This window comes from Geodermatophilus africanus (assembly GCF_900107105.1).
GTDB lineage: Bacteria > Actinomycetota > Actinomycetes > Mycobacteriales > Geodermatophilaceae > Geodermatophilus > Geodermatophilus africanus.
The window spans coordinates 485788-508968 of sequence record NZ_FNOT01000004.1; the positions used below are offsets into that span (position 1 = coordinate 485788).

The window sequence follows — 23181 nt, forward strand, 5'->3', positions numbered from 1 at the left end:
GCCCTTCGTGACGTGGAGGCGCAGCTCAGCGGCGCGTGCGGGCGGCTGCTGACACGCGCGCGAGGGCGTCGGTGACGACGGCGGCGTCGTCCCCCAACAGGGTGAGCAGGTGGGCCACCAGGTCGTCGTGGGTCGGCCGGGCCTCCTCGACCTTCGCCCACCCGGCGCGCGTCAGCCGGGCGTGGAGCAGCCGCTTGTCGCCCGACGAGCGCTCGCGGACGACGAGGCCCTCGGCGACCAGCCGGGTGACGGTGCTCGTCACCCCGGCGCGGGAGATGCCGAGCGCCTCTGCGAGCTCCCCCATCGTGGCCCGTTCACCGGGGGCCTCGGCGATCCGACGCAGCGCCTCGTACCCGGTGAGCGAGAGGTCGTGCCGGCGGTGCAGGGCGGAGTCGACCCGGCGGGTGATGCGGTCGTGCACCTGCACGATGCGCAGCCAGGTCTCGGCCGGCCGCGGTACCGCGCCCGGGACGTCGGCGACGTCCCCGGGCACGTGCTCGGCGGGGAGGTCGAGAGCCTGGGCGTCCTCGGGGCGGGCCACCGGTCCATCGTCGCCGACGGAACGCTCAGGCGCCCCCGCTGGACACCGGTGCCCGGCGCCGCGCTCCCGGCCGCCGGCTCCCGGCGACGAGGGCGAGGCCGGCGCCTGTGACGACCAGGGACCCACCGGCGGCCAGCAGCGGCCACGGGACGCCGCCGGTGACCGCCGCCGCCTCCTGCGCGGAGACCGCGACGGCCGGTGTCCCGCCGGCGATGCCGGTCGGCATCGGCACGGTCTGCCCGGCCTGCGGGACCACCGCGGCGCCGCTGGGCGGGCGGATGGCCGCGCAGTCCTCGGCGGCCGGCCGGGTGAAGCTGTAGCCGGGCAGCTCGTCGACCCAGCCGGCGCCCGAGCCGTCCAGGGCCGTGAACTCGAGGAACGGGTCGATGGTCTCGCCCCAGTCGACGTCCGCGGTGGTCAGCACGACGACGGCACCGGGCGCGACGTCGGCGGCGTCCTCCCCCGCGGGACGGCGTCCGGTACCCAGCGTGACCGCGTGGCCGACGGTGCCTCCGGTGACCTCGACGACGACGCCGCCGGGACGGCAGCTGGGGCCGTGCGTGACGCGGACGTCGGGCCGGGTGGGGTCGTCGACGGCGGCCGCGGGCGCGGCGAGGGCGGTGCCGGCCGCGAGCAGGGCGAGCGCCATGACGACGACCGACGACCGACGACGAGGCCGGGTGGCCACCTGCACGTGCGCTTCCCCCTGGTTCCGCGCCGGCCTGCCTGCGGCGCACCGGTGCCGACCATGATGCCGGGGGAACGGGCCCGGTGACCCGGGGTCACCGACCGGACTGGCGTGTCCTCCCGGCGTGTCGGCAGAAATCCGGCTCGCGACCGTCCGGCGGGACGGAACCGAGCCCGCGAGGTCCCGCGGGGACACCGCACCCACCGGCACGTGGTCGACGAGCGCCGGCGAGGGGAGCGCGGAACCCGGCGCTCACTACCGTGTCCGCGTGGACTCAGCAGCGGGCACCGGGCGCCGCCGGCAGGACGAGGTCTACCGCGCGGGGGTGTACGGCCGCCGGCCGCGGGTGCCCACCGCGGCCCGGGCGCTGCAGCGCCGGGCCCGCGAGCGGCTGGGCGCCCACGCGTACTCCTACGTCGCGGGCGGCGCCGGGGACGAGGCGACCCAGCGGGCCAACCGCACCGCGTTCGACCGGTGGGCCGTCGTCCCCCGGGTGCTGCGGGACGTGAGCGTCCGGGACACCTCGGTCGAGCTGTTCGGACGGCGGCTGCCCGCACCGCTGCTGCTGGCGCCGGTGGGCGCGCTCGAGCTGGTGCACCCGGCGGCCGACCTCGCGGTGGCCCGCGCCGCGGCGTCCCTCGGCGTGCCGATGGTCTTCTCGAACCAGGCATCGGTCCCGATGGAGGAGTGCGCCGCCGCGATGGGCTCGGCCCCGCGGTGGTCCCAGCTGTACTGGTCGACGTCGGACGAGCTGGTGGAGAGCCTGGTCGGACGGGCGGAGGCCAGTGGCTGCGACGCGCTGGTGGTCACCCTGGACACCACCATGCTCGGCTGGCGGCCCCGCGACCTGGACCTGGGCCACCTGCCGTTCGCGCGGGGCCTGGGCATCGCGCAGTACAGCTCCGACCCGGTGTTCCGGCGGCTCGCCGAGGAGCGGGCGGCGGCGTCCGCGGCTCCGGCACCCACCGACCCCGGTGCCGCCGCCGGTCGGGACCGCCGGCCGCGGCCCACGCTGGCGGCCGTGCGCGCGCTGGTCGGGATGGCGCGGGCGTGGCCGGGATCGACGCTGGACAACCTGCGCTCGCCGCTGCCGCGCGCCGCGGTCGAGACCTTCCTCGCCATCTACTCCCGGCCCTCGATCACCTGGGCCGACCTCGCCTGGCTGCGCGCCCGCACCCGGCTGCCGATCGTGCTCAAGGGCGTGCTGCACCCCGACGACGCCCGCCGGGCGCTCGACGAGGGTGTGGACGGCGTGGTCGTGAGCACCCACGGCGGACGGCAGGTGGACCGCTCGATCGCGGCGCTCGACGCCCTGCCCGACGTGGTGGCCGCGGTCGGCGACCGGGCGCCGGTGCTGCTCGACAGCGGGGTGCGCAGCGGCGCCGACGTCCTCACCGCGGTCGCGCTCGGCGCGCAGGCGGTGCTGCTCGGCCGACCCTTCGTGTGGGGGCTCGCGCTGGCCGGGGAGGAGGGCGTGCGCCAGGTGGTGTCCGACGTGCTGGGCGAGTTCGACCTCACACTGGGCCTGACCGGCCACACGGCGGTCGACCAGCTCTCGCCCGAGGTGCTGCGCGCAGTCGGCTGAGGGAGGGGCTCGTCCTCCCCATCCCTCGCAGGCTCGGGGCGGTGCCCTCGACGGGCCCTGCCGACACGCCGGGGTGGGGTTGACCCTCGGGAGTGGCGTGGGTCACAGTTGTCGCGGGCGGGGGCAGCCGGCAACGAGTGGCCTCCCACTGCTGGGAGGACCGACCAACGCGGCCAGACCGTCAGGACCGGCCCCCCGCCCCCACACTCCTCAGCTGCGGCCCACGTTGCGGCGCATCCGCTCCAGCGCGGCCGCGACCCGCGCGACGTCGCTCCCGTCGAGGCCGTCGCGGAGCTGCTCGTCGTGCGCCCGCGCGGCGTTCCGCAGCCGGTCGAACAACCCCAGGCCCGCCTCGGTCAGCTCCACCCGGTGCACCCGCCGGTTGGCCGGATCCGCGGTCCGGGCGACCAGCCCGGCGGACTCCATGGTGTCGAGCTGCTGGGTCAGCGTGGCCGCGCGCAGTCCGAGCGCGTCGGCGAGCTCCCGCTGGCTGGCGACCGGTCCGCGGCGCAGGGCGAGCAGCACCAGCCAGACGGGGCGGGACCCGCCGGCGGCCGTCAGCCGGACGTCGAACGCCCGGCTGACCTCGCGGGCGACGCGGTCGAGGAGCAGCCCGATGGGCAGGTCGCCGGGAGGTCGGGGCACGACGGCAGGCTAGCAGGATCGTTCGGTGCCTGACCTTTCGGTACCTCACGATCCGGCCTAGACTGGTCCGTGGCCGAGTCCCGACGGAGGGAACCGCGATGCCGACGTCCCCACCCGTCCGCGTCCACCTGGGCCGGAACGCCCGCCGGGTCGTCCTGCTGGTCCACCTCGCCACGTCGCTGGGCTGGCTCGGTGCCGACCTCGTCCTGGGGGTGCTGGCCGGGACCGGCTTCCTCGCGGAGGACCCTGCGCTCGTGGCGGCCTGCTACACGGCGCTCCACGTCTTCGCCGTCCCGGTCCTGCTCGTGCTGGGGCTGGGCAGCCTCGGCTCCGGCCTGCTGCTGGGGCTGGCCAGCCGCTGGGGCGTCGTCCGCACCACGTGGGTGCTGGTCAAGCTGGTGATCAACCTCGTGCTGGTCGCGCTGGTGCCGGTACTGCTGCAGCCGCGCCTGGCCGAGGTGGCGCGGCAGGCCCGCCACGTCGACGCGGGTCTCGTCGAGCGGCTGGGGCGGATCCCGCTGGACCTGCTGTTCCCCGCGGTCGTGTCCGGCACGGCCCTGCTGGTCGCCGCGGTCCTCGCCATCTGGAAGCCGTGGGGCCCCACGCGCCGGGCGTGACCGCCGTGCGCCGCCGTCCGCCGTCCGCCGTCCGCCGTCCGCCGTGATCATGGGGTTGTTGCCGCTGCGACCGGCGTGTCTGCGCGAGTCGCCTGCAACGACCCCATGATCAACTCGGAGGTCTGGGGGCAAGAGGGAGGCGAGGGGCGGCGCACGCGCACCGCCGGGCGTGGCGACGGGTCCGCGGCGGCAGTGGCTCAGCAGAGGACAGCGGCCCCGTCCCGGAGGACGGAGCCGCTGTGCTGTCTCAACCAGACGTGCACCCGAAGGGATTCGAACCCCTAACCTTCTGATCCGTAGTCAGATGCTCTATCCGTTGAGCTACGGGTGCGTGCTGTGCAGTTGTCGTGCGCGGAGGCTCCGGGATTTGAACCCGGGATGGGGATTAACCCAAACCGCATTAGCAGTGCGGCGCCATAGACCGGACTAGGCGAAGCCTCCCGGGGTCCGGGTCCCCCCGGAACCACCGAGGAGAGACTACCAGCGCCCCGGGAGGCGTTCGGCCAGGGGCCCCGACCTCAGACGGCGACGGGCTCGGACGCCTGCTCGCGGGCCGGGCGCCGGCCGGGCACCAGGGTGACCAGCACGGCCGCGGCGGCCCCGGCGACGGCGAGCAGCAGGCTGCCGCTGACCCCGGCCCGGCCCTCGATCAGCGCCCCGCCGAGCGCCGCGCCCACCGCGGAGGCGCCGGTGGCCATCGTCGACAGCCAGGTGAACGCCTCGGTCGTGGCGTGCACCGGCGCGATGGCGCCGACCAGCGAGTTCTGCACCGTCAGCGTCGGGGCGATCGCCGTCCCACCGAGGAAGAGCAGCGCGCCGAGCACCCACGGGCTCGACGCCGCGGCGAGCGGGGCCAGGCCGATCGTCACGCCGAGCAGCAGCCAGCGGTACTGGCGCGGCAGCGAGGCGCTGACCACCCGGGCGCCGAACCACAGCCCGCCGGCCACCGACCCCAGCGACCAGAGGGCCAGCAGGACGCCGGACAGCCCCGGCGACCCGGCGGCGTCGGCGAACGCGGGGATCGCGACCTCGAGCGCGCCGAAGCCGAGCATCAGCGCCGAGCCGCTGAGCAGCACCCTCGGCATGCCCGGGGTGAGCACCGTGGCGAAGGGGCTGGCGCGGTGTGCGGCCGGCACGGGCACCCAGCCCCGCATCGCGGTCGAGGTCGCGATGCCGAGGGCGCCGGCCACCGCCAGCACCCCCGCGACGGCGACCGCCCACGCCGGCGCGGCCAGCACCGCGAGCGCGGCGACGAGGGTCGGGCCGGCGACGAAGACCAGCTCGGTGGCGGTGGCGTCGAGGGCGAACGCGGTGCCCCGCACCCGCGGGTCCACCCGGGACCACAGCGCGCGCACGGCACCGGACACCAGCGGCGTCCCGGCGCCGGCGGCGGCCGAGGCGGCGACGATCGCCACGGTCGGGGCTCCCCCGAGGACCACGGCCACGAGCAGGGTCAGCAGCAGCGGGTAGGCCGCGGCCTGGGCGAGCAGCACCGGACGGGGGGTGCGGCGGTCGGCCAGCCGGCCGAGCACCGGCGCCATCCCGGCCATCGCCAGCCCGTAGGTGGCCGCCGCGAGACCGGCGACGGCGTAGGAACCGGTCTGCTGCTGCACCATGAGCAGCAGCGCGAGCGGGACCATGGCCGACGGGAGACGACCGGCGAAGCCGGCGACGAGCAGCACCGGAGCGGACGGCAGCCGCCAGACGGACAGGTACGAACGCACGACGGGCTCACTTCGATCAGCAACGCGGAACAGGAAGGGTAGGGAGTCAAACACTGTTGACTCCCTACACGCTACGGACGGCGGCGTAGGTGGTCAAGCGACCTACGACGCCTACGGCGTGTCAGCGGCCCACCAGCGGCAGGGGATTCCATGGACTACGACACCTACGGGTCCAGTGCGGTCGAGCTGGCCATCGACCTGGCCAACGCCGACCGGGACGCCGGTCCGGACTGGGCGACGGCCTTCCTGCGCGCCCACGGCGAGTGGTTCGAGCCGGGCACCGTCGTGGACCTCTCGCCCGACGAGGCCGGCCAGGCGGCGGCGACCGCCGACCTGGTGCGGGCGGTCGCGGTCGCCACGACGCAGCCGGAGGTGATCGACCGGCTCAACGCGCTGCTCGCGCTGGCCTCCCCCCAGCCCTACGCCACCGACCACGACGGCGAGCTGCACCTGCACTACGCCCGCCCCGACGTGCCGCTGCTCGAGCAGCTGACGACCACGGTGGCGATGGGCCTGTCGCAGGTCGTCGTCCAGCACGGCTGGCAGCGGATCGGCGTCTGCTCGGCCGAGGGCTGCGACGACGTCTACGTCGACACCTCGCGCAACGCCAGCCGCCGGTACTGCTCGAACACCTGCGCCAGCCGCTCGACGGTCGCCGCCTACCGCGCCCGCCGCCGGGGCTGAAGAGGAGCGCCGCGCGGCCGCAGCCCGGCGCCCTCCCTCCAGGGCCCCGCCGCGAGCGTGCGAGCGGTGAGGAGGACGGGGTCCTTCTACTAGCGTCGCGGGCATGCGGGGTGCCCGGCACTGGGACGCGCGGCTGCACTCCCTGGTCGGCGGGCTGCCGGAGTCTCCCGCCGACACCTGGCTGCGCCGGCTCACCACCGCTGCCGACCACGGCCGCCTGTGGACGGCGATCGGCGCCCTGCTCCTCCTCCGTCGCGGTGCCCTGCGGCGGGGCGCGATCCGCGGGCTGGCCTCCCTGGCGGTCTCCAGCGGGCTGGTCAACACCGCGCTCAAGCCGGTCTTCGGCCGCCGCCGCCCCGACCTGGGCGCCCACCCGGTGCACCGACTGCTGCACCAGTCGCTGACCACGCACTCCTTCCCCAGCGGGCACGCCTCCTCGGCCGGGGCCTTCGTCACCGGCGTGGCGCTGGAGTGCCCGGCGGTCGGGGTCGCGCTCGCCCCGCTGGCGGTGGCCGTCGGCTACTCGCGGGTGCACGTCGGCGTGCACTACCCCGGGGACGTCGCCGCCGGGCTGGCCGTCGGCGCGACGGTCGCCGCCTGCGGTCGGCGCTGGTGGCCGGTGCGGCCCTCGGCGCCCGCCCGGGTGCGGACGGCGCGCCGCGCACCGGCGCTCCCCGGCGGCGACGGCCTGGTCGTCGCGGTGAACCCGCGGTCGGGCCCGGCGGACTACGACCCCGCCGCGGAGGTGCGCCGGCTGCTGCCCCGCGCCGAGGTGCGCGAGCAGACGGTGGGGACGACGATCGCGGGCCTGCTCGAGGAGGCGGCGCGCACCGGCCGGGCGCGGGCGCTGGGCGTGGCCGGTGGCGACGGCAGCGTCGCGGCGGCCGCGGCCGTGGCGGTGGCCGCCGGGCTGCCGCTGGCGGTGCTGCCCGCCGGCACGCTCAACCACTTCGCCCGCGACGTCGGCGTGCACACCCTCGAGGCCGCGGCCGAGGCCGTCGCCTCTGGGGAGGCGGTCGAGGTGGACGTCGCCGAGGTCAACGGGACGCCGTTCCTCAACACCGCCAGCATCGGCAGTTACCCGGAGATGGTGCGCCGCCGCGACGCGCTGGCCGGCCGGCTGGGCCGGTGGGCGGCCATGGCGTGGGCCGCGGCCCAGACTCTCCGCCGGGGGACGCCGGTGTCGCTGCTGCTCGACGGGCGGCCGGTGTCGGTCTGGATCCTTTTCGTCGGCAACTGCCGCTACACCCCGCGCGGGCTGGCCCCTGCCTGGCGGCCGCGGCTCGAGGACGGGGTGCTCGACGTCCAGTACCTGCGCGCCGACGTCCGGCTGAGCCGCACCCGAGCCGTCCTCGGCTCGCTGCTGGGGGTGAGCGCGCACGTCTCCGGCTACGCCGAGACCCAGGCGCGGCGGGTGCGGGTGGTGTCCCGGTCGGGACCGCAGGTGGTCGCCTACGACGGTGAGACCGCGGCGCCGGCCACCGCGTTCGACTTCGCCAAGCACGGGACGCTGACGGTCTACTGCCACCGCACGGCTTGACCCAGCGGAGTGGCGGCGACCTCACTACGGTCCGAGCAGGGGTGTCCCGGCGCCGACCGGGGCACTGAACCGACGAGAGTCCCCGAACCGAAACGAGGTCACCCATGTTGGTCCGCCGGATCGCCCGGCCGCTGCTCGCGTCGTCGTTCGTCTACGGCGGCATCGACACCCTGCGCAACCCGCAGAGCCGGGTGCCGGGTGCCGCGCCGGTCGTCGACCAGATCGCCACGACGGCCGACCAGCAGCTGCCGGTGCAGGTGCCCCGCGACGTCGAGCAGTACGTGAAGATCAACGCCGCCGCGCAGGTCGCGGCCGGCTCCCTGCTGGCCCTCGGCCGGTTGCCCCGGCTGTCGGCGCTGGTCCTCTCGGCGAGTCTGGTGCCGACGACCCTGGCCGGGCACCGCTTCTGGGAGCACGACGACCCCAAGGAGCGCTTCGGTCAGACCGCGCACTTCCTCAAGAACCTGAGCATGCTCGGCGGTTTGCTGATCGCCGCCGTCGACACCGAGGGCAAGCCGTCGGTCGGCTACCGCGCCCGCCGGGCCGCCTCGAGGGCCGCCGACAGCACCGAGAAGAGCCTGGAGAGGGCGCAGAAGCGGGCCGCCAAGGCCCAGCGGAAGGCCGAGAAGCAGTACAAGAAGGGCTCCCGCTGAGCGACCCGCTCCCGCCCGCGGCCGCGCTCCGGAGGATCGCCTTCCTCCTGGAGCGCGCCCGCGAGCCCACGCACCGCGTCTCGGCCTTCCGCACCGCCGCGGCCGTGGTCGACACGCTCGGGCCCGAGGAGCTCGACCGCCGGATCCGCACGAGGACGCTCACGGACCTGCGCGGCATCGGGCCCAAGACCGGCGCGGCGATCGTGCAGGCGCACGCCGGCGAGGTGCCCGAGTACCTGGCCCGCCTCGAGGAGACGTACGGCGAGCTGGTGCCGCTCGCCGACGACGTCGCGGAGTTCCGGTCGCTGCTGCGCGGCGACCTGCACGTGCACTCGGACTGGTCCGACGGCGGCAGCCCGATCCGCGAGATGGCCGAGGCCGCGATCGGACTGGGTCACGACTACCTGGCGCTGACCGACCACTCGCCCCGGCTGACCGTCGCCAACGGCCTGTCCCCCGAGCGGCTCGAACGCCAGCTCGACGTCGTCGCCGCGCTCAACGAGGAGCTCGCTCCCTTCCGGATCCTCACCGGCATCGAGTGCGACATCAACGTCGACGGCAGCCTCGACCAGACCGACGAGCTGCTCGGGCGGCTGGACGTCGTCGTCGCCAGCGTCCACTCCGACCTGCGCGCGGACGCCGCGGCGATGACCGGTCGGATGCTCACCGCGGTCGCAGACCCGCACACCGACGTCCTCGGGCACTGCACCGGCCGGCTGCTCATCCCGCGCGAGCAGCGCGAGGGACGACGCCAGCGGCCGCGGCCGGAGAGCGCCTTCGACGCCGAAGCGGTGTTCACCGCCTGCGTCGAGCACGGCACCGCGGTGGAGATCAACTCCCGCCCCGAGCGGCTGGACCCGCCGCTGCGACTGCTGTCCCTGGCCGTCGAGCTGGGTTGCGCGTTCGCCATCGACACCGACGCGCACGCGCCCGGCCAGCTCGACTGGCAGGGCAACGGCTGCGAGCGGGCGGTCGAGTGCGGCGTCCCGCCGGAGCGGGTGGTCAACACGCGGAGCGCCGAGGAGCTGCTGGCCTGGGCCCGGGGCTGACTCAGACCGTCTGCGCGGCCTGCGCCTGCCAGCCCGCCCACGCCGAGGCGACCATCTCCTCGATGCCGTGGGCCGCCGTCCAGCCGAGCTCGCGACGGATCAGCTCGGCCGAGGCGACCACCCGCGCCGGGTCGCCGGCGCGGCGCGGGGCGACCACCGGCTCCGACCACGGCTGATCCGCGGTGCCGGTGATCCGCCGGATCGTCTCGACCATCTCGCGCACCGACACCCCGTCGCCGCGGCCGATGTTCGCCGTCAGCGCCCCGATGCGGCCCTCGGTCAGCGCGGCCGCCGCGGCGACGTGCGCCGACGCGACGTCGGCAACGTGCACGAAGTCGCGGACGCAGGTGCCGTCGGGGGTGTCGTAGTCGTCGCCGAACAGCTGCGGCGGGCGCTGCCGGCTCAGCTCCCGGAACACGAGCGGCACGAGGTTGGCCGCGCCTCGGTCGGCCAGCGCCGGGTCCGCGGCGCCGGCGACGTTGAAGTACCGGAGCGCGGCGTACCGCAGCCCGGTGGCGGGGGCGACGTCGGCCAGCATCTGCTCGCCGATCAGCTTGGTCCGCCCGTACGGGTTCACCGGCAGGCACGGCGTGCGCTCGTCGACCAGGTCGACGTCCGGGGAGCCGTAGACCGCGGCGCTGGAGGAGAAGACGAACTGCTCCACACCCGCGGCCGTGACCGCCTCGAGGAGGGCGCGCAGCCCCTCGACGTTCTCCCGGTAGTACCGCAGCGGCTGCCGGACCGACTCCTCGACCTGCTTCTTCGCCGCGAGGTGCACCACCCCGCGGACCCCGTGCTCGCGCACGGTCCGGGTCACCGCCCCGCCGTCGGCGACGTCGGCCAGGACGAGGGGGACGCCGCCGACCCGCGTCGGCACGCCCGAGGAGAGGTCGTCGAGCACGACGACGTCCTCGCCCGCGGCACGCAGGGCCACGACGACGTGCGACCCGATGTACCCGGCTCCGCCGGTGACCAGCCACGTCATGGGCACCCCGGCCTCTCGCTCGATCCCGGACGGGCGACTCCGGCGCCCGAGCCTAGGACGAGTCGCCTCCGGCCGGTCTCGCGGCCCCGAGTCCGCGAGACCGGCCGAACCCTCTTCCCGTCCCGTGGGTCGTCCGGACGCACCTTCGGGGAGGTCCGCCCGTCGACCGCGGGCGACGGCCCCTCACGCCGGCGGGAGCGCCCCGGCGGCACCCGGTCCTCGACCGTGCTGCACGGCTCGACCGGCCGCTCCCGACAGCCGGGCGACGATCTCCTCCAGGGGACCCCGGGCGTGGTAGCGGCTCCACACCAGGGCGAACACCACCACCACGGCGGACTGGAGGACGAACCCGCTCGCGCCCCCGGGGAGGTCGGGGGAGCTCAGCAGCAGCAGGTGGAAGCTGTACAGCGTCAGGGTCATGCTCCCCGCAGCTGCCAGTGGCCGGAGGAGCGCCGTGGTGGCACGGCCGACGAAGAGGCAGACCGCCACCACCACCAACCCGACGCCGATCGTGTAGGCGAGGTCGAGCGGGGTGCTGGAGTGCGGCAGGGTCGTCGCCAGCCACCACGGGGTGTCCGTCGGCGTGACCCCGGTCGCCCCCTCCCGCACGAACGCCGCGAACTCCTCCTGGCCCATGGACTGCAGGGCGACCGACTCCAGCCGCGCCCGCCCGCCGAGGACGTCGAGCAGCAACCAGGAGGTGGTCCGCGCGGCCACGGCGAGGCCGGCCCCGACCAGCAGGACGACCAGCACGGTGCGGCGCGAGGTCAGCAGCGCACGACCCACGGCCAGACCGGCGCACAGGTAGGCCGCCCACGGCAACGCGGGATAGACGCCGGTGAGGGCCAGTTCGCGCAGCGCGTGGAGCGGGTCGTCGACCAGCGCGCCGAAGGTCAGGTTCGGGACGGGGTCCACCAGCTCCGTGCCGGCGCGGAGCACGTGGCTCAGCAGCGGCATCGCCACGGCGATAGTCGCGGCGAGCCCCACGAGGGTGCGGATGGACAGGGACAGCAGTGGCACGGCCAGCAGGAACAGCACCGCGTAGTAGGGCAGGATGACCGACGCGAAGTCGGCCGGCACCACGTAGCCCAGCAGCAGGCCCACCGCGCCGATCAGGACGGCGCGGACGAGCAGCGAGGCCGCCGCGGCGGTCCACCGGCGTCCCGTCGGACGGCGCCGGCCGCCGCTGGCGAAGGCGATCCCCACACCGGCGAGGAGCGCGAAGAGCGCGGCCGACTTCCCGGCGGCCAGGCTCCACGCCAGGGACAGCCCCCCGTCCTGGTCCGTGGCCTCGAAGTTGTGGACCGCCATCATGCCGACGAGGGCGATCCCGCGGGCGGCGTCGATGCCCACCAGGCGGGCGCGCGGACGCCCGTCCGCCTGCGTGCCCGTGCTCGTCGGCGTGCCGGGGACGTCCCCCGAGGCGCCCGGCTCGCAGGCGTGGCTCAGCGGCGTCGCGGCGTCTGCCGGGCCGGCCTCGCCGGACGGGGCTGGGACCTCCCGCTGCGGCACCTGCGGGCCGGCCGTCATCGCTGCGCCTCCGTCATGGCGGAGCCGGTCAGACCCCGGCGTCCGTTCCGTGCCGGCGGTGGCGTCGGCGCGCGGTTGACCTTCTGCGCCGGGATGCCGCACCAGGTCGTGCCCGCCGGCAGCACCTCGCCCTTCATCGCCAGCGACATCGCCGACAGGGTGGCGTCCTCCTCCACTACCGAGCCGTAGAGGACCACGGCCTTGTCGCCGATGGTGGCGCGGTCGCGGAGGGTGACGTGGTCCATCTTCATGACGCGGTCCTCGAACAGGTGGGTCTGCAGCGACGCGTTGGCGCCCACCGAGACGTCGTCCCCGATGGTCACGAGGTCGAACTCGGTGAGGTAGGTGGTGCCGATCAGCGTCCGCCGGCCGACCCGGGCGCCGAACAGCCGCAGCGCCGCGCCGAGCATCGGGGTGCCGGTGAGGAAGGTCAGCAGCGCCGGCACCGCCGCCGCCTCGTAGATCCCCGTGACGAACTCCGTCCGGCGCACGAAGCCGCTCCACAGCGGTCGCACCCGCGGCCGGTAACGCCCGACGACGGCCCACTTGAGCGCAGCCACGAACAGCAGGACGCCGACGCTGGACCCCAGCGCCACCACGGGGGCGAGCAGGACGGTCGCCACGGTGCCCCACGAGACGGCGAGCGCGGACAGGCCGTACAGCGTGGCAAACATGGCGACGGCGAGCAGGGAGCTCGGCAGCACTATCCGGAGGAACTCGATGGCGTAGCGGGCACGGACCTGCCGCCTGGACGGGGTGAACGTCTCCGCCTCGGTGAAGTCCTCGAACAACTCCCGGCGCGGCAGGTAGAAGGGCGGGGAGCCCAGCCACGACGTCCCGGCCTCCACCCCGGTGGGCGGCGGGACGCTGCGGACACCGATCAGCGAACCGTTCCCCATGACCGTGCCCGACGGGACGTACGCGGCGTTCCCGACGAAGGCACGGGAGCCGATCTCGGTCCGCCGGAAGGCCACGTGGCCGTTGGCGTACGTCGCGCTGCCGACGGTGGCCATGTCGGCGACGAAGCAGCCCTCACCCAGGGTCAACAGGTCGGGGTCGATGTGGGAGATCGTCGAGACCTCGGCGCCCTTGCCGATCCTCGTCCCCAGCGCGCGCAGCCAGAGGGGCGTGTAGAGCGTGGAGTACATCGTGTTGTTCAGCAGCAGGCTCAGCTCGAGGAGCTTGTCGCCGAGCCACTTCTCGAGGCCGAGCTGGGACCGGAGGTGGTGCACACCCTCCGGTGTCGCGGGCAGGACCAGGCGGCGGATCCCCAGGATCAGCGCGCACGAGGCAGCCACGAACAGCGGACCCGAGAGGGCGGCGGCGAGCAGCGCGACCGCCGTCCCGTAGGTCAGCAGGGCCCACCAGACGACGGCCACCACCGGCAGCATGACCAGGAACGGCAGCAGCTCGAGCAGCAGGACCCCACCGGCGAAACCGGTCAGGAGCGCGCGCGACCAGGTCCGCGGCGCGGCCGCGCAACTGGCCATGAGGTCGACGACCGGGTCGATCGCCTCCGGTGCCGGTCGAGCCGGCGAGCCCGCCCAGGTCTCCCCGTCCGGGATCGTCTGCCCGGACTGGAGCAGCGACTGCTCGCGGAGGATGGCCGAGGCACCCACCTCCGATCCGCACTCCAGCACGCACTCGGACCCGACGACCGCGCCGGCGCCGACCGTGACGGGGGCGATGGAGAGGACCCCCTCGGCCACCCGGTGGGCGTGCAGCTGCGTGCCGTAGCCGACGGTGGCACCCGTGTGCACCCGCAGGAGCGCGGGCAGCGAGATGGCCGCCGACCCGACGTGGGACTCGCCGTCCACCCGGGCGCCGGCCAGCCGCAGGTAGGTCGCCGCCCACGGGGAGCCGCTGAGCACGGTCAGCGGCGAGATGGTCATGAGCTTCTCGAGCGTCCACACGCGCAGGTGCACGGCGCCCCAGAGCGGGTGGTCGCCGACTGCCAGCCCGCGGGACAGCAGCCGGGAGCCGACGATCGGCAGCACCCACCGGGTCAGGAGGTAGACGGTCGGCAGCGCGACCACCAGCTGGACCACCATGGCCAGCGAGGGCTGACCGCCGTTCAGCCCGTAGACGAGCGCGACCGGCCACAGGAACAGCAGGACGACGGCGACGACGACGGCTGCCTGCGCGGCGCCGAACCCGACCACACGCGCGGTGGACGGCGGCTCGGGCCGCGGCTCGCGGAGCGGGAGTCCGTCGGCGTCCGGCTGGGCGCCGACACCGGCCTCGAGGAAGGCCGCCAGGGCCCGCACCGTGGGGTGCCGGTAGAAGTCCAGGATGGACAGGCCGGCGCCCAGGTCGCTCTCCCGCATCGTGGAGACGACGTTCGCCGCGACGAGGGAGTGTCCGCCCAGCGCGTCGAAGAAGTCGGCGTCCACCGAGACCGAGCCCGGGGGCAGTCGGAGGGTCTCCTCCCACACGCCGGCGATCCACGCCTCCGCCGGCGTGGTCGGCGGCAGGTACTCCTGGTCGGAGCGGATGAGCCGGGGACGACTCGGCGCGGGCAGCCGGCCGCGGTCGGCCTTGCCGCTGGGCAGCATCGGGATGGCGGCGACCACGTCCAGGTAGGCCGGCACCATGTACGGCGGCATCTGGTTGGTCAGGCGCCGGTGGAGCTCGTCGACGACCTCGTCGACCCGGTCGCCCGACGGGTCCGCCGCGGAGCCGTCCCGCAGGACGACGTACCCGGCGAGCTCCCCGCCGGTCTCGGGCGACGGCAGGAGCGTCACGACCGCCCCGGTCACCTCGTCGTGCTCGAGGAGCACGCTCTCGATCTCCTGCAGGTCCACGCGGTGACCGCGCACCTTGACCTCGCTGTCCGCGCGGCCCAGGTACTCCAGCTCGCCGTCGGGCAGGAAGCGACCCAGGTCGCCGGTGCGGTAGATGCGCTCACCCGGGATGCCGCGGGGGTCGGGGATGAAGCGGTCGGCGGTCAGGTCGGGCCGGTTCACGTAGCCGACGGCCACCCCCGGCCCGCCGACGCAGATCTCCCCGACCCCTCCCGCCGGCACCGGCTGCCGGTCGTCGTCCAGGAGCATCACCCGGTAGGTCGGCAGGGGGCGGCCGATGGTCACCGGCTTGCCCGGCCGCAGCTCGGCCATCGTGCAGGTCACGGTGGTCTCGGTGGGCCCGTAGGTGTTGAGGATCCGGCGGCCCGGGCCCCAGCGGTCGACCAGCTCGCGGGGGCAGGCCTCGCCGCCGACGTTCACCGTCCGGATCCGGGGGAGGAGACGGTCGAGCGTCGCCAGCACGGTCGGGACGCAGTAGATCATCGTGATCTCGTTGTCCTCGAGGAAGTCGGCCAGCCCCGACCCCACCCGGCGGCCGTCGGTCGGACCGGCCACCACGGTCGCGCCCACGGCCCAGGTGGGCCAGATCTCCTCGATGGAGAAGTCGAAGGCGATGGTCATGCCCTGGTACACGCGGTCGGTGGGCTCCACCCCGTACAGCGACGGCACGATCCCGACGAAGTTGCAGATGCTCGACTGGCCGACCGCCACGCCCTTGGGGCGGCCGCTCGAGCCCGACGTGTAGATGATGTAGCAGACCGGGTCGCCGTCGGTCCCGAGGGCCGGCCGCGTGCTCGGCTGCATCGCCAGCTGCGGCCGCGCCTCGTCGAGGTGGAGGCTCGCGCACGGCAGGGCGGCCGTCGACGCGGCGAACTCCGTCGTGGTCACCACCAGGTCCAGGGCGGAGTCCTCGGCGATGTACAGCAGCCGGTCGGCCGGCGCTGCCGGGTCGATCGGGACGAACGTCGCCTCCGTCTTGGTGACCCCGAGCAGGGCGACGTAGGTGTCCACCGAGCGGTTGAGCAGGATGCCGACCCGTGACCCGGCCCGGATGTCCCGGCTCATGAGCAGGTTGGCCAGCCGGTTGGCGCGCTGGTCCAGGTCCGCGTAGGAGATCCGCTCGCCCTCGCACTCCAGGGCGATGGCGGCCGGCCGGCGGTCGCAGGACAGCTCGAAGAACCGGCTCAGCCGGGTGACCAGCGAGCGCTGCCCGGAGATCTCGGCGACGAGGTTGTCGTGGAAGCGATACCCGGTCGGGCTGCCCTGGCTCCGGGGACCACTCGTCGTGGCGAGTGACTCCTCGCGGCCGTCCGTGAACAGGGAGAAGAAGTCGAGGTCTTCCTGACGCGACATCATCAGTTCACTTCCTGTCGGTCGGTGGGGAGCGACCCGCTGTCGGCGACCGGTGCACGGCCGCTCAGGGGTCTGCGGTTCGAGTCCGTCCTGGCGCCGGCCGTCCCGGTCGCGGGGTCGAGGACGGTGGGCAGGGCGGTGGGGACGGCGTCGAACTGCGCGTCGGTCGGCCCTCGGGACGGCTGCGGCGTCGCCGTCCGCCCGGTGCCCGTGCCGGACGGCTCACCCGTGCGGCTCACGGTGGCCCCCGCGCTGCCGGCCGGAGCGGGGTTCGCGTCGTCGACGGCCGGGAGGACCATCGTGCCGGTGCCCTCGGAGGTGAACATCTCCAGCAGCAGCGCGTGCGGGGTGCGGCCGTCGACCACGGTGGCCCGCTTCACCCCGCCCTCGACCGCCCGCAGGCAGGCGGCCATCTTCGGCACCATCCCCGAGTCCAGCGTGGGCAGGACCCCGGCCAGCTCGCGGGTGTCGATCTTCTGGACCAGGGACTCCCGGTCGGGCCAGTCGGCGTAGAGCCCCTCCACGTCGGTGAGGACGACGAGCTTCACCGCACCCAGCGCCACGGCCAGCGCGGCAGCCGCCGTGTCGGCGTTCAGGTTGTGCACCCGGCCGCTCGCGTCCGGTCCCACCGTGGAGACCACGGGGATGTGCCCCGCCTCCAGCAGCGTGGTGACGGGGGTCGGGTCGACCGCCACCACGTCACCGACCAGGCCGACGTCCACCGGGCGGCCCTGCACCACCGCGTGCGTGCGGGCGGCGGTGAACAGCCCGCCGTCCTCACCGGACAGGCCCACCGCGCGCCCGCCGTGCTCGTTGATCAGCCCCACGACCTCCGGGCCCACCTGGCCGACGAGCACCATGCGGACGACCTCGATCGTCTCCTCGGTCGTCACCCGCAGGCCGCCGCGGAACTCGCTGGCGACGCCGAGCCGGTCGAGCATCGCGCTGACCTGCGGGCCACCCCCGTGCACGACGACGGGCAGGATGCCGCAGGTCCGCAGGAACACCATGTCCTCGGCGAAGGCCCGGCGGCACTCCTCGTCGACCATCGCGTGCCCGCCGTACTTGATCACCACGACGTTGCCGTGGAACTCCTTGAGCCACGGCAGCGCCCCGGTCAGGACGGCGACCTTCTGCCGGTCACCCTCCGGGTCGTAGGTACGCATCACGCGCGTGGTGCCGATCCGCCGACGGGGCCGCGGCGTCGAGAGCGTGCGGTCCACCCGGGGGGTGACGACGAAGTTCTCCGTGAGTTGCTGTGTCATGACGAGTACACCGAGTTCCCGTAGACGTCTGGAAGGGGACGGGGTGCGGGTCCGGGAGGGGTCCTCCGGGAGCCGCGGTCGAGGTCAGCGCGCGTCCGGTGGTGCGGCATCGGGCTTCAACCCCCGCCGTCGCGCAGCCCGACGAGGGACCGCCGCCAGGCGACCTCGTGCTGCATCTGGCCGTTGCTGTGGAAGAGCCGGACCTGGTGCGTGCCGGCCAGCACGCGGGCGAGGGCGTCGCGGTCGGCGGGTTCGAAACCCAGCCGCCGCCAGAAGGCGCCGCGGTGGCGGCTGAACAACCACGCCTGCCGGGCGCCCTCCTCGGCCGCCCGCTGCAGCGTGAAGCCGGCCAGCCGCAGACCCAGGCCCTCACCCCGCCGGGACGCGTCGACGGCGACGCTCCGGATCAGCGCCTGCCGACCGTCCTCCGACAGCTCGTACCCGGCAGAGCCCTGCACCTGTCCGGTGGCGTCGCGCAGCACCCACAGCCGCACGGCCGGGTCCCGGAGGCCGCTGCCCGTGAGGTCGGCGCAGGTCAGGAAGCGGAGCAGGTCGGGGACGTCCGCCGGGGTGAGCGGGCGGAGCGTCTCCCCGAACCGGGAGCCGCGGCCGTCGACCGGCAGCGCCCGGTCCACCGGCGCGCCGTGCTGGAGCGCGTCGGCCGTGGCGGGGAGCACCGCCTGGCCGGCGGTGCCGACGAGGACGGGCGGGCTCTGGGGAGCAGCGTGCAGGGTCCTCCACCGCCGCCCGGAGGGGGCGGGGACAGATGTCGGGGTCAGGGATGGCCTCATGGCTGAGTTCCTCGGATCACGTGGGCATGCAGGCGTGTGTGGTGTCGTGGGCAGCACTGCAGGAGTGGCGGCACGCCAGAGACCGGCTGCCGCTCAGCACGCCCGTGGACGGGCGAGGCGGATCAGCCGGGAGGAGGAGAGGTCAGTCGGGGCGGCAGCCCGGGTCGTCGGCACCACCGACGACCGATCCGGCCACACCGGACCGGACCAGGACGGCGGCACCGAGGGACGGTGCCGCCAGGGCGGCAGGCAGGACCGCCACCGGGAGGCCGAACGCGCACTCGCTGCCCGGACCGGACGAGGCCGAGGACGCGTGCGCGCCCGTCATCGGCGCGCTCGGCGCGACCGGTGGGGCCGGGGGCGGGGCCGCGGGAGCGGGCATCGGCGGCGCCGGGGCCGGCAGCGGGGTGGCCGGGACCTCGTCGGCGGCGACGACGGCCGTGGGCGCGGACGCCCCGGGAGCAGAGCGGTCCCGCTCGGCCGAGGGCGCGAACCCCTGCCGCGACACGGTGGCACTGCTCTGCAGCGGCGCGTCGTGGTCGGCCGGGGCCAGCAGCACCTCGCGGAGGACCGACGGCGTCGGGGCCGGCAGGGCGTGCGGGGTGGGGACGGCGACCGTCTCCGCGCCGGGACCGGCACCCTCGGGGCCTGCGACCGCGGTGTCCGTGGTGGTCGTGGCCGTCTCGGCCGCGGGGAGTGCGCCGGTTCCCACGGCCGGCGCTGCGGCGTCCGCGGTCATGGGGGCGGCGTCCGCGGTCACGGGGACAGCCGTCGTGGGGGTCGTCGTCCCCGGAGTCTCCGTCACAGGCGTCGTGGTGCCGGGCGTCGTGGTCCCGGGCGTCGCGGTCCCGGGCGTCGCGGTCCCCGGCGTCGCGGTCCCGGGCGTCGTGGTCCCGGGCGTCGCGGTCCCGGGCGTCGTGGTCCCCGGCGTCGCGGTCCCGGGCGTGGTGGTCGTGGGGGACGTCGTCCCTGGGCGCGCGGTCCCGGTCGTGGGCGTCCCGGGGATCGCGCTCCCCGGGGTGGTCGTCCCGGGGGTCACGGCCCCCGGAGGGCCCGGTGGCGTCGACCCAGGAGCCGCCGGGGCAGCCGGGGGCTCCCCTCCCGGCGACGCCGGTGCCGGCGTCGCCGGGAGGGGCGTCTCAGCCGTGGGCTTCTCGGGCTCGGGCGTCTCGGGCTCGGGCGTCACGGGGGTGGGCGTCACGGGCGCGGGCTCGGCCACCGGGGCCGGGGCAGGAGTGGCCGGCTCGTCCCCCGAGGAGCCGGTCGGGGACTCCGGAGCGGCCGCACCGCGGTCGGAGGAGCCGACGGGCTCGGCCGGCGGGGCGTCGCCCGCCGACCCCTCGGCGGTACCGGGGTCGGTTGCCGGGTCGTCCTCGCCCTGGTCCGTGGCGTGGTCGTGCGGCACGGGCGCCGGCTGTTCCGGCGGTTCGACGACGTGCCCGTCGGCCGCCGGTGCAGGCAGCGACAGGGGCTCGCCCTGCTCGGCCGCGGGCGCCTCGTCCGGCGTCTGGGCAGCCGCGGAGCCGGCGGACACGACCGCCGCCACCCAGGCGACCCCGAGGAACACGGCGACGAGGAGGACCCGACGGGCCCACGGCGGCAGCACGGTCGAGGGGGATGCGACTACGGAGAGTGACGCGGAACTACCGCACACCCTCGCGTCGTCGACCCCGCTCGTCTGCACTTCCCGCTCCTGGACCACATCCGTTCGGACGACGATGTGGCGTGCGACCGGGGTCTTCTCCCCCCGTCACCTCGACCGACTGTTGGTGGAGATCCGGGCGGGCGTCAACTGGTTGAGGCACGCGTCACGTACACGCCGGGCCGAGATCTACAGAGCGTCACTATCCCCATCCGGTTGCGCAGCGCATCAGTTCCGTTTGACCGCATCCTCCCGAGGACGGCGGGACACCGATTACCTGGTCATCGACGGCCGTCGTGGCGCGGGAGGACCTCCGCCGTGGGGGTGTCGCGCCGCAGCGGGGAGCGCCTCGACGTCCTCGTCGCAGCGCAGCACCCAGGGCGAGCAGGCAGCACCGAGCCCGCGGGTGGTCCGCCCGGGGCAGCGACAGCGGTCGACCGCCGGGGACCTACCGGGTCAGCGACCGTCCTCGCGGAGAGCGGTGTCGAGGGCGGCGGGTAGGGCGGTGAGGAAGGCGTCGACCTGGGCGTCGGTGAGCACCAGGGAGGGCGCCAGCCGCAGCACATCTGGGGCGACGGCGTTGGTGAGGAACCCGGCGTCCCGCAGCGCGGTCTCCAGGGCGGCGGCGACCGGCGCGGTGAGGACGACGCCGAGCAGCGCGCCCCGCCCCCGGACGCCGCTGATGCCTGGGTGGGCCAGGCTCTCGATGCCGGCGGTGAACCGGTGTTCGAGTTCCTTGGCGCGCTCCAGCAGGCCCTCGTCGCGGATGGTGTCCAGCACGGCCAGCGCGGCGGCGGCGGCGATCGGGTTGCCGCCGAAGGTGGAGCCGTGCGAGCCGGCCTGCAGCAGCTCGGCGGCGGGGCCGAAGGCCAGCGTGGCGCCCAGCGGCAGGCCGCCGCCGAGGGACTTGGCCAGGGTGATCACGTCGGGGGCCACGCCGTCGGCGGCGGAGGCGAACCAGTGCCCGGTGCGGCCGGTGCCGGTCTGCACCTCGTCCACGGCGAACAGCGCCCCCGCCGCCCGTGCGGTGTCGGCGGCGGCGGCCAGGTAGCCCGCCGGGGCGGGTAGCACGCCGCCCTCGCCGAGCATCGGCTCCAGCAACACCATCGCCGTCCGCTCCGAGACGGCGCTCCCCAGTGCCTCCGCGTCGCCGTAGGGCACGTACTGCACGCCGCCGGGCAGCGGGGCGAACGCCGCGGCCTTGGCCGGCTGCCCGGTCAACGCCAGGGCGCCCATGGTGCGGCCGTGGAAGGCACCCTGCGCGGTGATCACCTGGGTGCGGCCGGTCAGCCGGGACAGCTTGAAGGCGGCCTCGTTGGCCTCCGCGCCGGAGTTGCAGAAGAACACCCGGCCCGGGCGGCCGGCCAGCTCGATCAGCCGCTCGGCCAGGGTGACCCCGGGCTCGTGCATGGCCAGGTTGGACACGTGCCCCAGGGTGGCCGCCTGGCGGGTGATGGCCTCGACGACCCGGGGGTGGGCGTGGCCGAGGATGGTGGTGGCGATGCCGCCGAGCAGGTCGGTGTAGGCGCGGCCGTCCACGTCCCACACCGTGGCCCCGGCGCCGCGGGCCAGCGCCACCGGCGGGGCCTTGTAGTTGTGCATCATCACCGCCGACCACCGGCCGGCCAGCTCCTCCGTGCGGATCACCGCGCAGCCTCCCCGTTGCCGGCCGGACCCGGGCTCGCCTCGTCGACCGCCGGGAGGACCATCGTGCCGGTGCCCTCGGTCGTGAACATCTCCAGCAGCAGGGCGTGCGGGGCACGGCCGTCGACCACGGTGGCCCGCTTCACCCCGCCCTCGACCGCCCGCAGGCAGGCGGCCATCTTCGGCACCATCCCGGAGTCCAGGCTGGGCAGGATCTCCGCGAGCTCACGCGTGTCGATCTTCTGCACGAGCGACCCCCGGTCGGGCCAGTCGGCGTAGAGCCCCTCCACGTCGGTCAGGACGACGAGCTTTACCGCACCCAGCGCCACGGCCAGCGCGGCAGCCGCCGTGTCGGCGTTCAGGTTGTGCACCTGGCCGCTGGGGTCCGGCGCCACGGTGGACACCACGGGGATGTGCCCGGCGTCGATGATCGCGCCGACGGTCGTGGGGTCCACCTCGGCGACCTCGCCGACCAGGCCGACGTCGACCTCCTCGCCGTCGACGACCGCCGTGGTGCGCTGGGCGGTGAACAGCCCGCCGTCCTCCCCGGACAGCCCGACCGCGAAGGGCCCGTGCTGGTTGATGAGGTTGACCACCTCGGGCCCCACCTGGCCGGTGAGCACCATGCGGACGACCTCGACGCTCTCCTCCGTGGTCACCCGCAGGCCGCCGCGGAACTCGCTCTGGATGCCCAGCCGCTGCAGCATGCTGGTGATCTGCGGGCCGCCGCCGTGCACGACGACGGGCAGGATGCCGCAGGTCCGCAGGAACACCATGTCCTCGGCGAAGGCCCGGCGGCAGTCCTCGTCGACCATCGCGTGCCCGCCGTACTTGATCACAACCACGTTGCCGTGGAACTCCTTGAGCCACGGCAGCGCCCCGGTCAGCACGGCGACCTTGAGCGCGTCGCCCTCCGGGTCGTAGGTCCGCATGACCCGGCTGCTGCCGATCCGGCGCCGCGGCCGCCGGGACGGCGCCTCGTCGGGGCTGTCGCCGGAGGGCGGTTCGCCCGACCGGGAGCCGGACGGCGCCGGGGGCGCCGGGATCCCGGGCGGCGCCTCGCCGACGCGGACGTCGGGCGGGGTGGGGTCCTGCACGGTGTCGGGGCGGGTCAGGTCCTGTGCGGAGTCGATGCTCATGTGGAGTAGGCCGAGTTCTCGTGCACGTAGGCGATGGACAGGTCGTTGGTCCAGATGGTGGCCTGCTCGGACCCGGCGCCCAGGTCGACGTCGATGCTGATCGCCCGGCCGGTGAGGTCCACACCCTCCCGCGGGTCGCCGATCGCGCCACCCCGGCAGACGGTGACCCCGTTGATGGTCACGTCCACCCGGTCGGGCGCGAACGCGGCGTCGGTGGTGCCGATCGCGGCCAGCACCCGCCCCCAGTTCGGGTCGTTGCCGAACAGCGCGGTCTTGAGCAGGTTGTTGCGGGCACACGCCCG

Annotated in this window: 19 protein-coding genes and 2 tRNA genes; 6 read left to right on the forward strand and 15 right to left on the reverse strand. The window is 75.2% G+C overall.

The annotated features are described in order from the left end of the window. Window positions 1-25: 25 nt before the first annotated feature. Window positions 26-541 (reverse strand): MarR family winged helix-turn-helix transcriptional regulator, encoded by a 516-nt coding sequence (locus tag BLW63_RS10140; RefSeq protein ID WP_091154656.1) that lies wholly within the window; start codon window positions 539-541, stop codon window positions 26-28. Window positions 542-566: 25 nt separating this feature from the next. Then, the gene (locus BLW63_RS10145; protein WP_091154660.1) at window positions 567-1235 is read right to left on the reverse strand and encodes a hypothetical protein; all 669 of its coding nucleotides are present in this window, start codon (window positions 1233-1235) and stop codon (window positions 567-569) included. Window positions 1236-1497: 262 nt separating this feature from the next. On the opposite strand from BLW63_RS10145, the gene BLW63_RS10150 reads away from it, so the two are divergent. Further along, window positions 1498-2814 (forward strand): alpha-hydroxy-acid oxidizing protein, encoded by a 1317-nt coding sequence (locus tag BLW63_RS10150; protein ID WP_091154664.1) that lies wholly within the window; start codon window positions 1498-1500, stop codon window positions 2812-2814. A 210-nt stretch (window positions 2815-3024) separates the two neighbouring features. Here BLW63_RS10150 and BLW63_RS10155 read toward each other — a convergent pair whose 3' ends face one another. Next, on the reverse strand, window positions 3025-3459 hold the full coding sequence (locus BLW63_RS10155) for a MarR family winged helix-turn-helix transcriptional regulator (RefSeq protein WP_091154667.1): 435 nt from the start codon (window positions 3457-3459) through the stop codon (window positions 3025-3027). Between the two features lie 98 nt (window positions 3460-3557). On the opposite strand from BLW63_RS10155, the gene BLW63_RS10160 reads away from it, so the two are divergent. After that, window positions 3558-4076: a hypothetical protein gene (locus tag BLW63_RS10160; protein WP_091154670.1), complete on the forward strand. Its 519-nt coding sequence runs from the start codon at window positions 3558-3560 to the stop codon at window positions 4074-4076. Between the two features lie 258 nt (window positions 4077-4334). Here the strand turns inward: BLW63_RS10160 and BLW63_RS10165 are convergent. The 3 genes from BLW63_RS10165 to BLW63_RS10175 all read right to left on the reverse strand — a co-directional run bounded on the left by BLW63_RS10165 (window position 4335) and on the right by BLW63_RS10175 (window position 5800). Continuing rightward, window positions 4335-4407 (reverse strand) — tRNA-Arg (locus BLW63_RS10165). A 21-nt stretch (window positions 4408-4428) separates the two neighbouring features. Further along, window positions 4429-4517, reverse strand: a tRNA-Ser gene (locus BLW63_RS10170). A gap of 77 nt (window positions 4518-4594) precedes the next feature. Further along, entirely contained in the window at window positions 4595-5800 is a 1206-nt protein-coding gene (locus tag BLW63_RS10175; RefSeq protein ID WP_091154673.1) for an MFS transporter, read from the reverse strand. A gap of 150 nt (window positions 5801-5950) precedes the next feature. Here BLW63_RS10175 and BLW63_RS10180 point away from each other — a divergent pair, with 150 nt between their 5' ends. From BLW63_RS10180 to BLW63_RS10195, 4 genes are all read left to right on the forward strand, one after another. Continuing rightward, entirely contained in the window at window positions 5951-6484 is a 534-nt protein-coding gene (locus tag BLW63_RS10180) for a CGNR zinc finger domain-containing protein (protein WP_091154677.1), read from the forward strand. 103 nt (window positions 6485-6587) lie between these two features. Next, on the forward strand, window positions 6588-8024 hold the full coding sequence (locus BLW63_RS10185; RefSeq protein WP_091154682.1) for a bifunctional phosphatase PAP2/diacylglycerol kinase family protein: 1437 nt from the start codon (window positions 6588-6590) through the stop codon (window positions 8022-8024). Window positions 8025-8128: 104 nt separating this feature from the next. After that, complete coding sequence (locus BLW63_RS10190) at window positions 8129-8677, forward strand: DoxX family protein (RefSeq protein ID WP_091154686.1); 549 nt, start codon at window positions 8129-8131, stop codon at window positions 8675-8677. Next, a complete protein-coding gene (locus BLW63_RS10195; RefSeq protein WP_091154689.1) occupies window positions 8674-9726 on the forward strand; it encodes a PHP domain-containing protein in 1053 nt (350 codons plus the stop codon). Before BLW63_RS10190 ends, BLW63_RS10195 begins: the two co-directional genes overlap by 4 nt. A 1-nt stretch (window position 9727) precedes the next feature. Here BLW63_RS10195 and galE read toward each other — a convergent pair whose 3' ends face one another. From galE to BLW63_RS10240, 9 genes are all read right to left on the reverse strand, one after another. Continuing rightward, window positions 9728-10711, reverse strand: a complete 984-nt coding sequence (gene galE / locus BLW63_RS10200; protein WP_091154692.1) for a UDP-glucose 4-epimerase GalE — start codon at window positions 10709-10711, stop codon at window positions 9728-9730. Window positions 10712-10894: 183 nt separating this feature from the next. Then, window positions 10895-12241 carry a heparan-alpha-glucosaminide N-acetyltransferase domain-containing protein gene (locus tag BLW63_RS10205; RefSeq protein WP_091154695.1) on the reverse strand — a complete coding sequence of 449 codons (1347 nt, stop codon included), beginning with the start codon at window positions 12239-12241 and terminating at the stop codon, window positions 10895-10897. After that, window positions 12238-16398 (reverse strand): Pls/PosA family non-ribosomal peptide synthetase, encoded by a 4161-nt coding sequence (locus tag BLW63_RS10210; protein ID WP_091154932.1) that lies wholly within the window; start codon window positions 16396-16398, stop codon window positions 12238-12240. Before BLW63_RS10210 ends, BLW63_RS10205 begins: the two co-directional genes overlap by 4 nt. A gap of 2 nt (window positions 16399-16400) precedes the next feature. Then, window positions 16401-17663 carry an acetylglutamate kinase gene (gene argB, locus BLW63_RS10215; protein ID WP_244522478.1) on the reverse strand — a complete coding sequence of 421 codons (1263 nt, stop codon included), beginning with the start codon at window positions 17661-17663 and terminating at the stop codon, window positions 16401-16403. Between the two features lie 116 nt (window positions 17664-17779). Continuing rightward, complete coding sequence (locus BLW63_RS10220) at window positions 17780-18454, reverse strand: GNAT family N-acetyltransferase (protein WP_091154698.1); 675 nt, start codon at window positions 18452-18454, stop codon at window positions 17780-17782. A gap of 142 nt (window positions 18455-18596) precedes the next feature. Then, window positions 18597-19214 (reverse strand): hypothetical protein, encoded by a 618-nt coding sequence (locus tag BLW63_RS26095; RefSeq protein ID WP_139263512.1) that lies wholly within the window; start codon window positions 19212-19214, stop codon window positions 18597-18599. Between the two features lie 1338 nt (window positions 19215-20552). Then, complete coding sequence (locus tag BLW63_RS10230; RefSeq protein WP_091154709.1) at window positions 20553-21743, reverse strand: acetylornithine transaminase; 1191 nt, start codon at window positions 21741-21743, stop codon at window positions 20553-20555. Continuing rightward, on the reverse strand, window positions 21740-22879 hold the full coding sequence (argB, locus tag BLW63_RS10235; RefSeq protein ID WP_211517067.1) for an acetylglutamate kinase: 1140 nt from the start codon (window positions 22877-22879) through the stop codon (window positions 21740-21742). The genes BLW63_RS10230 and argB (BLW63_RS10235) overlap by 4 nt, the downstream gene beginning before the upstream one ends. Continuing rightward, the coding region (locus BLW63_RS10240) for a bifunctional ornithine acetyltransferase/N-acetylglutamate synthase (RefSeq protein WP_170856717.1) at window positions 22876-23181 on the reverse strand (306 nt) is incomplete at its 5' end. The genes BLW63_RS10240 and argB (BLW63_RS10235), both read right to left, overlap by 4 nt.

Bases quoted from the DNA above. Each gene is read 5' to 3' on its own strand.
- BLW63_RS10185 (WP_091154682.1), top strand. From the start codon at position 6,588: ATGCGGGGTGCCCGGCACTGGGACGCGCGGCTGCACTCCCTGGTCGGC.
- BLW63_RS10205 (WP_091154695.1), bottom strand. From the start codon at position 12,241: ATGACGGCCGGCCCGCAGGTGCCGCAGCGGGAGGTCCCAGCCCCGTCC.
- argB (WP_244522478.1), bottom strand. From the start codon at position 17,663: ATGACACAGCAACTCACGGAGAACTTCGTCGTCACCCCCCGGGTGGAC.
- BLW63_RS10160 (WP_091154670.1), top strand. From the start codon at position 3,558: ATGCCGACGTCCCCACCCGTCCGCGTCCACCTGGGCCGGAACGCCCGC.
- argB (WP_211517067.1), bottom strand. From the start codon at position 22,879: ATGAGCATCGACTCCGCACAGGACCTGACCCGCCCCGACACCGTGCAG.
- BLW63_RS10190 (WP_091154686.1), top strand. From the start codon at position 8,129: ATGTTGGTCCGCCGGATCGCCCGGCCGCTGCTCGCGTCGTCGTTCGTC.
- BLW63_RS10220 (WP_091154698.1), bottom strand. From the start codon at position 18,454: ATGAGGCCATCCCTGACCCCGACATCTGTCCCCGCCCCCTCCGGGCGG.
- BLW63_RS10180 (WP_091154677.1), top strand. From the start codon at position 5,951: ATGGACTACGACACCTACGGGTCCAGTGCGGTCGAGCTGGCCATCGAC.
- BLW63_RS10210 (WP_091154932.1), bottom strand. From the start codon at position 16,398: ATGTCGCGTCAGGAAGACCTCGACTTCTTCTCCCTGTTCACGGACGGC.
- galE (WP_091154692.1), bottom strand. From the start codon at position 10,711: ATGACGTGGCTGGTCACCGGCGGAGCCGGGTACATCGGGTCGCACGTC.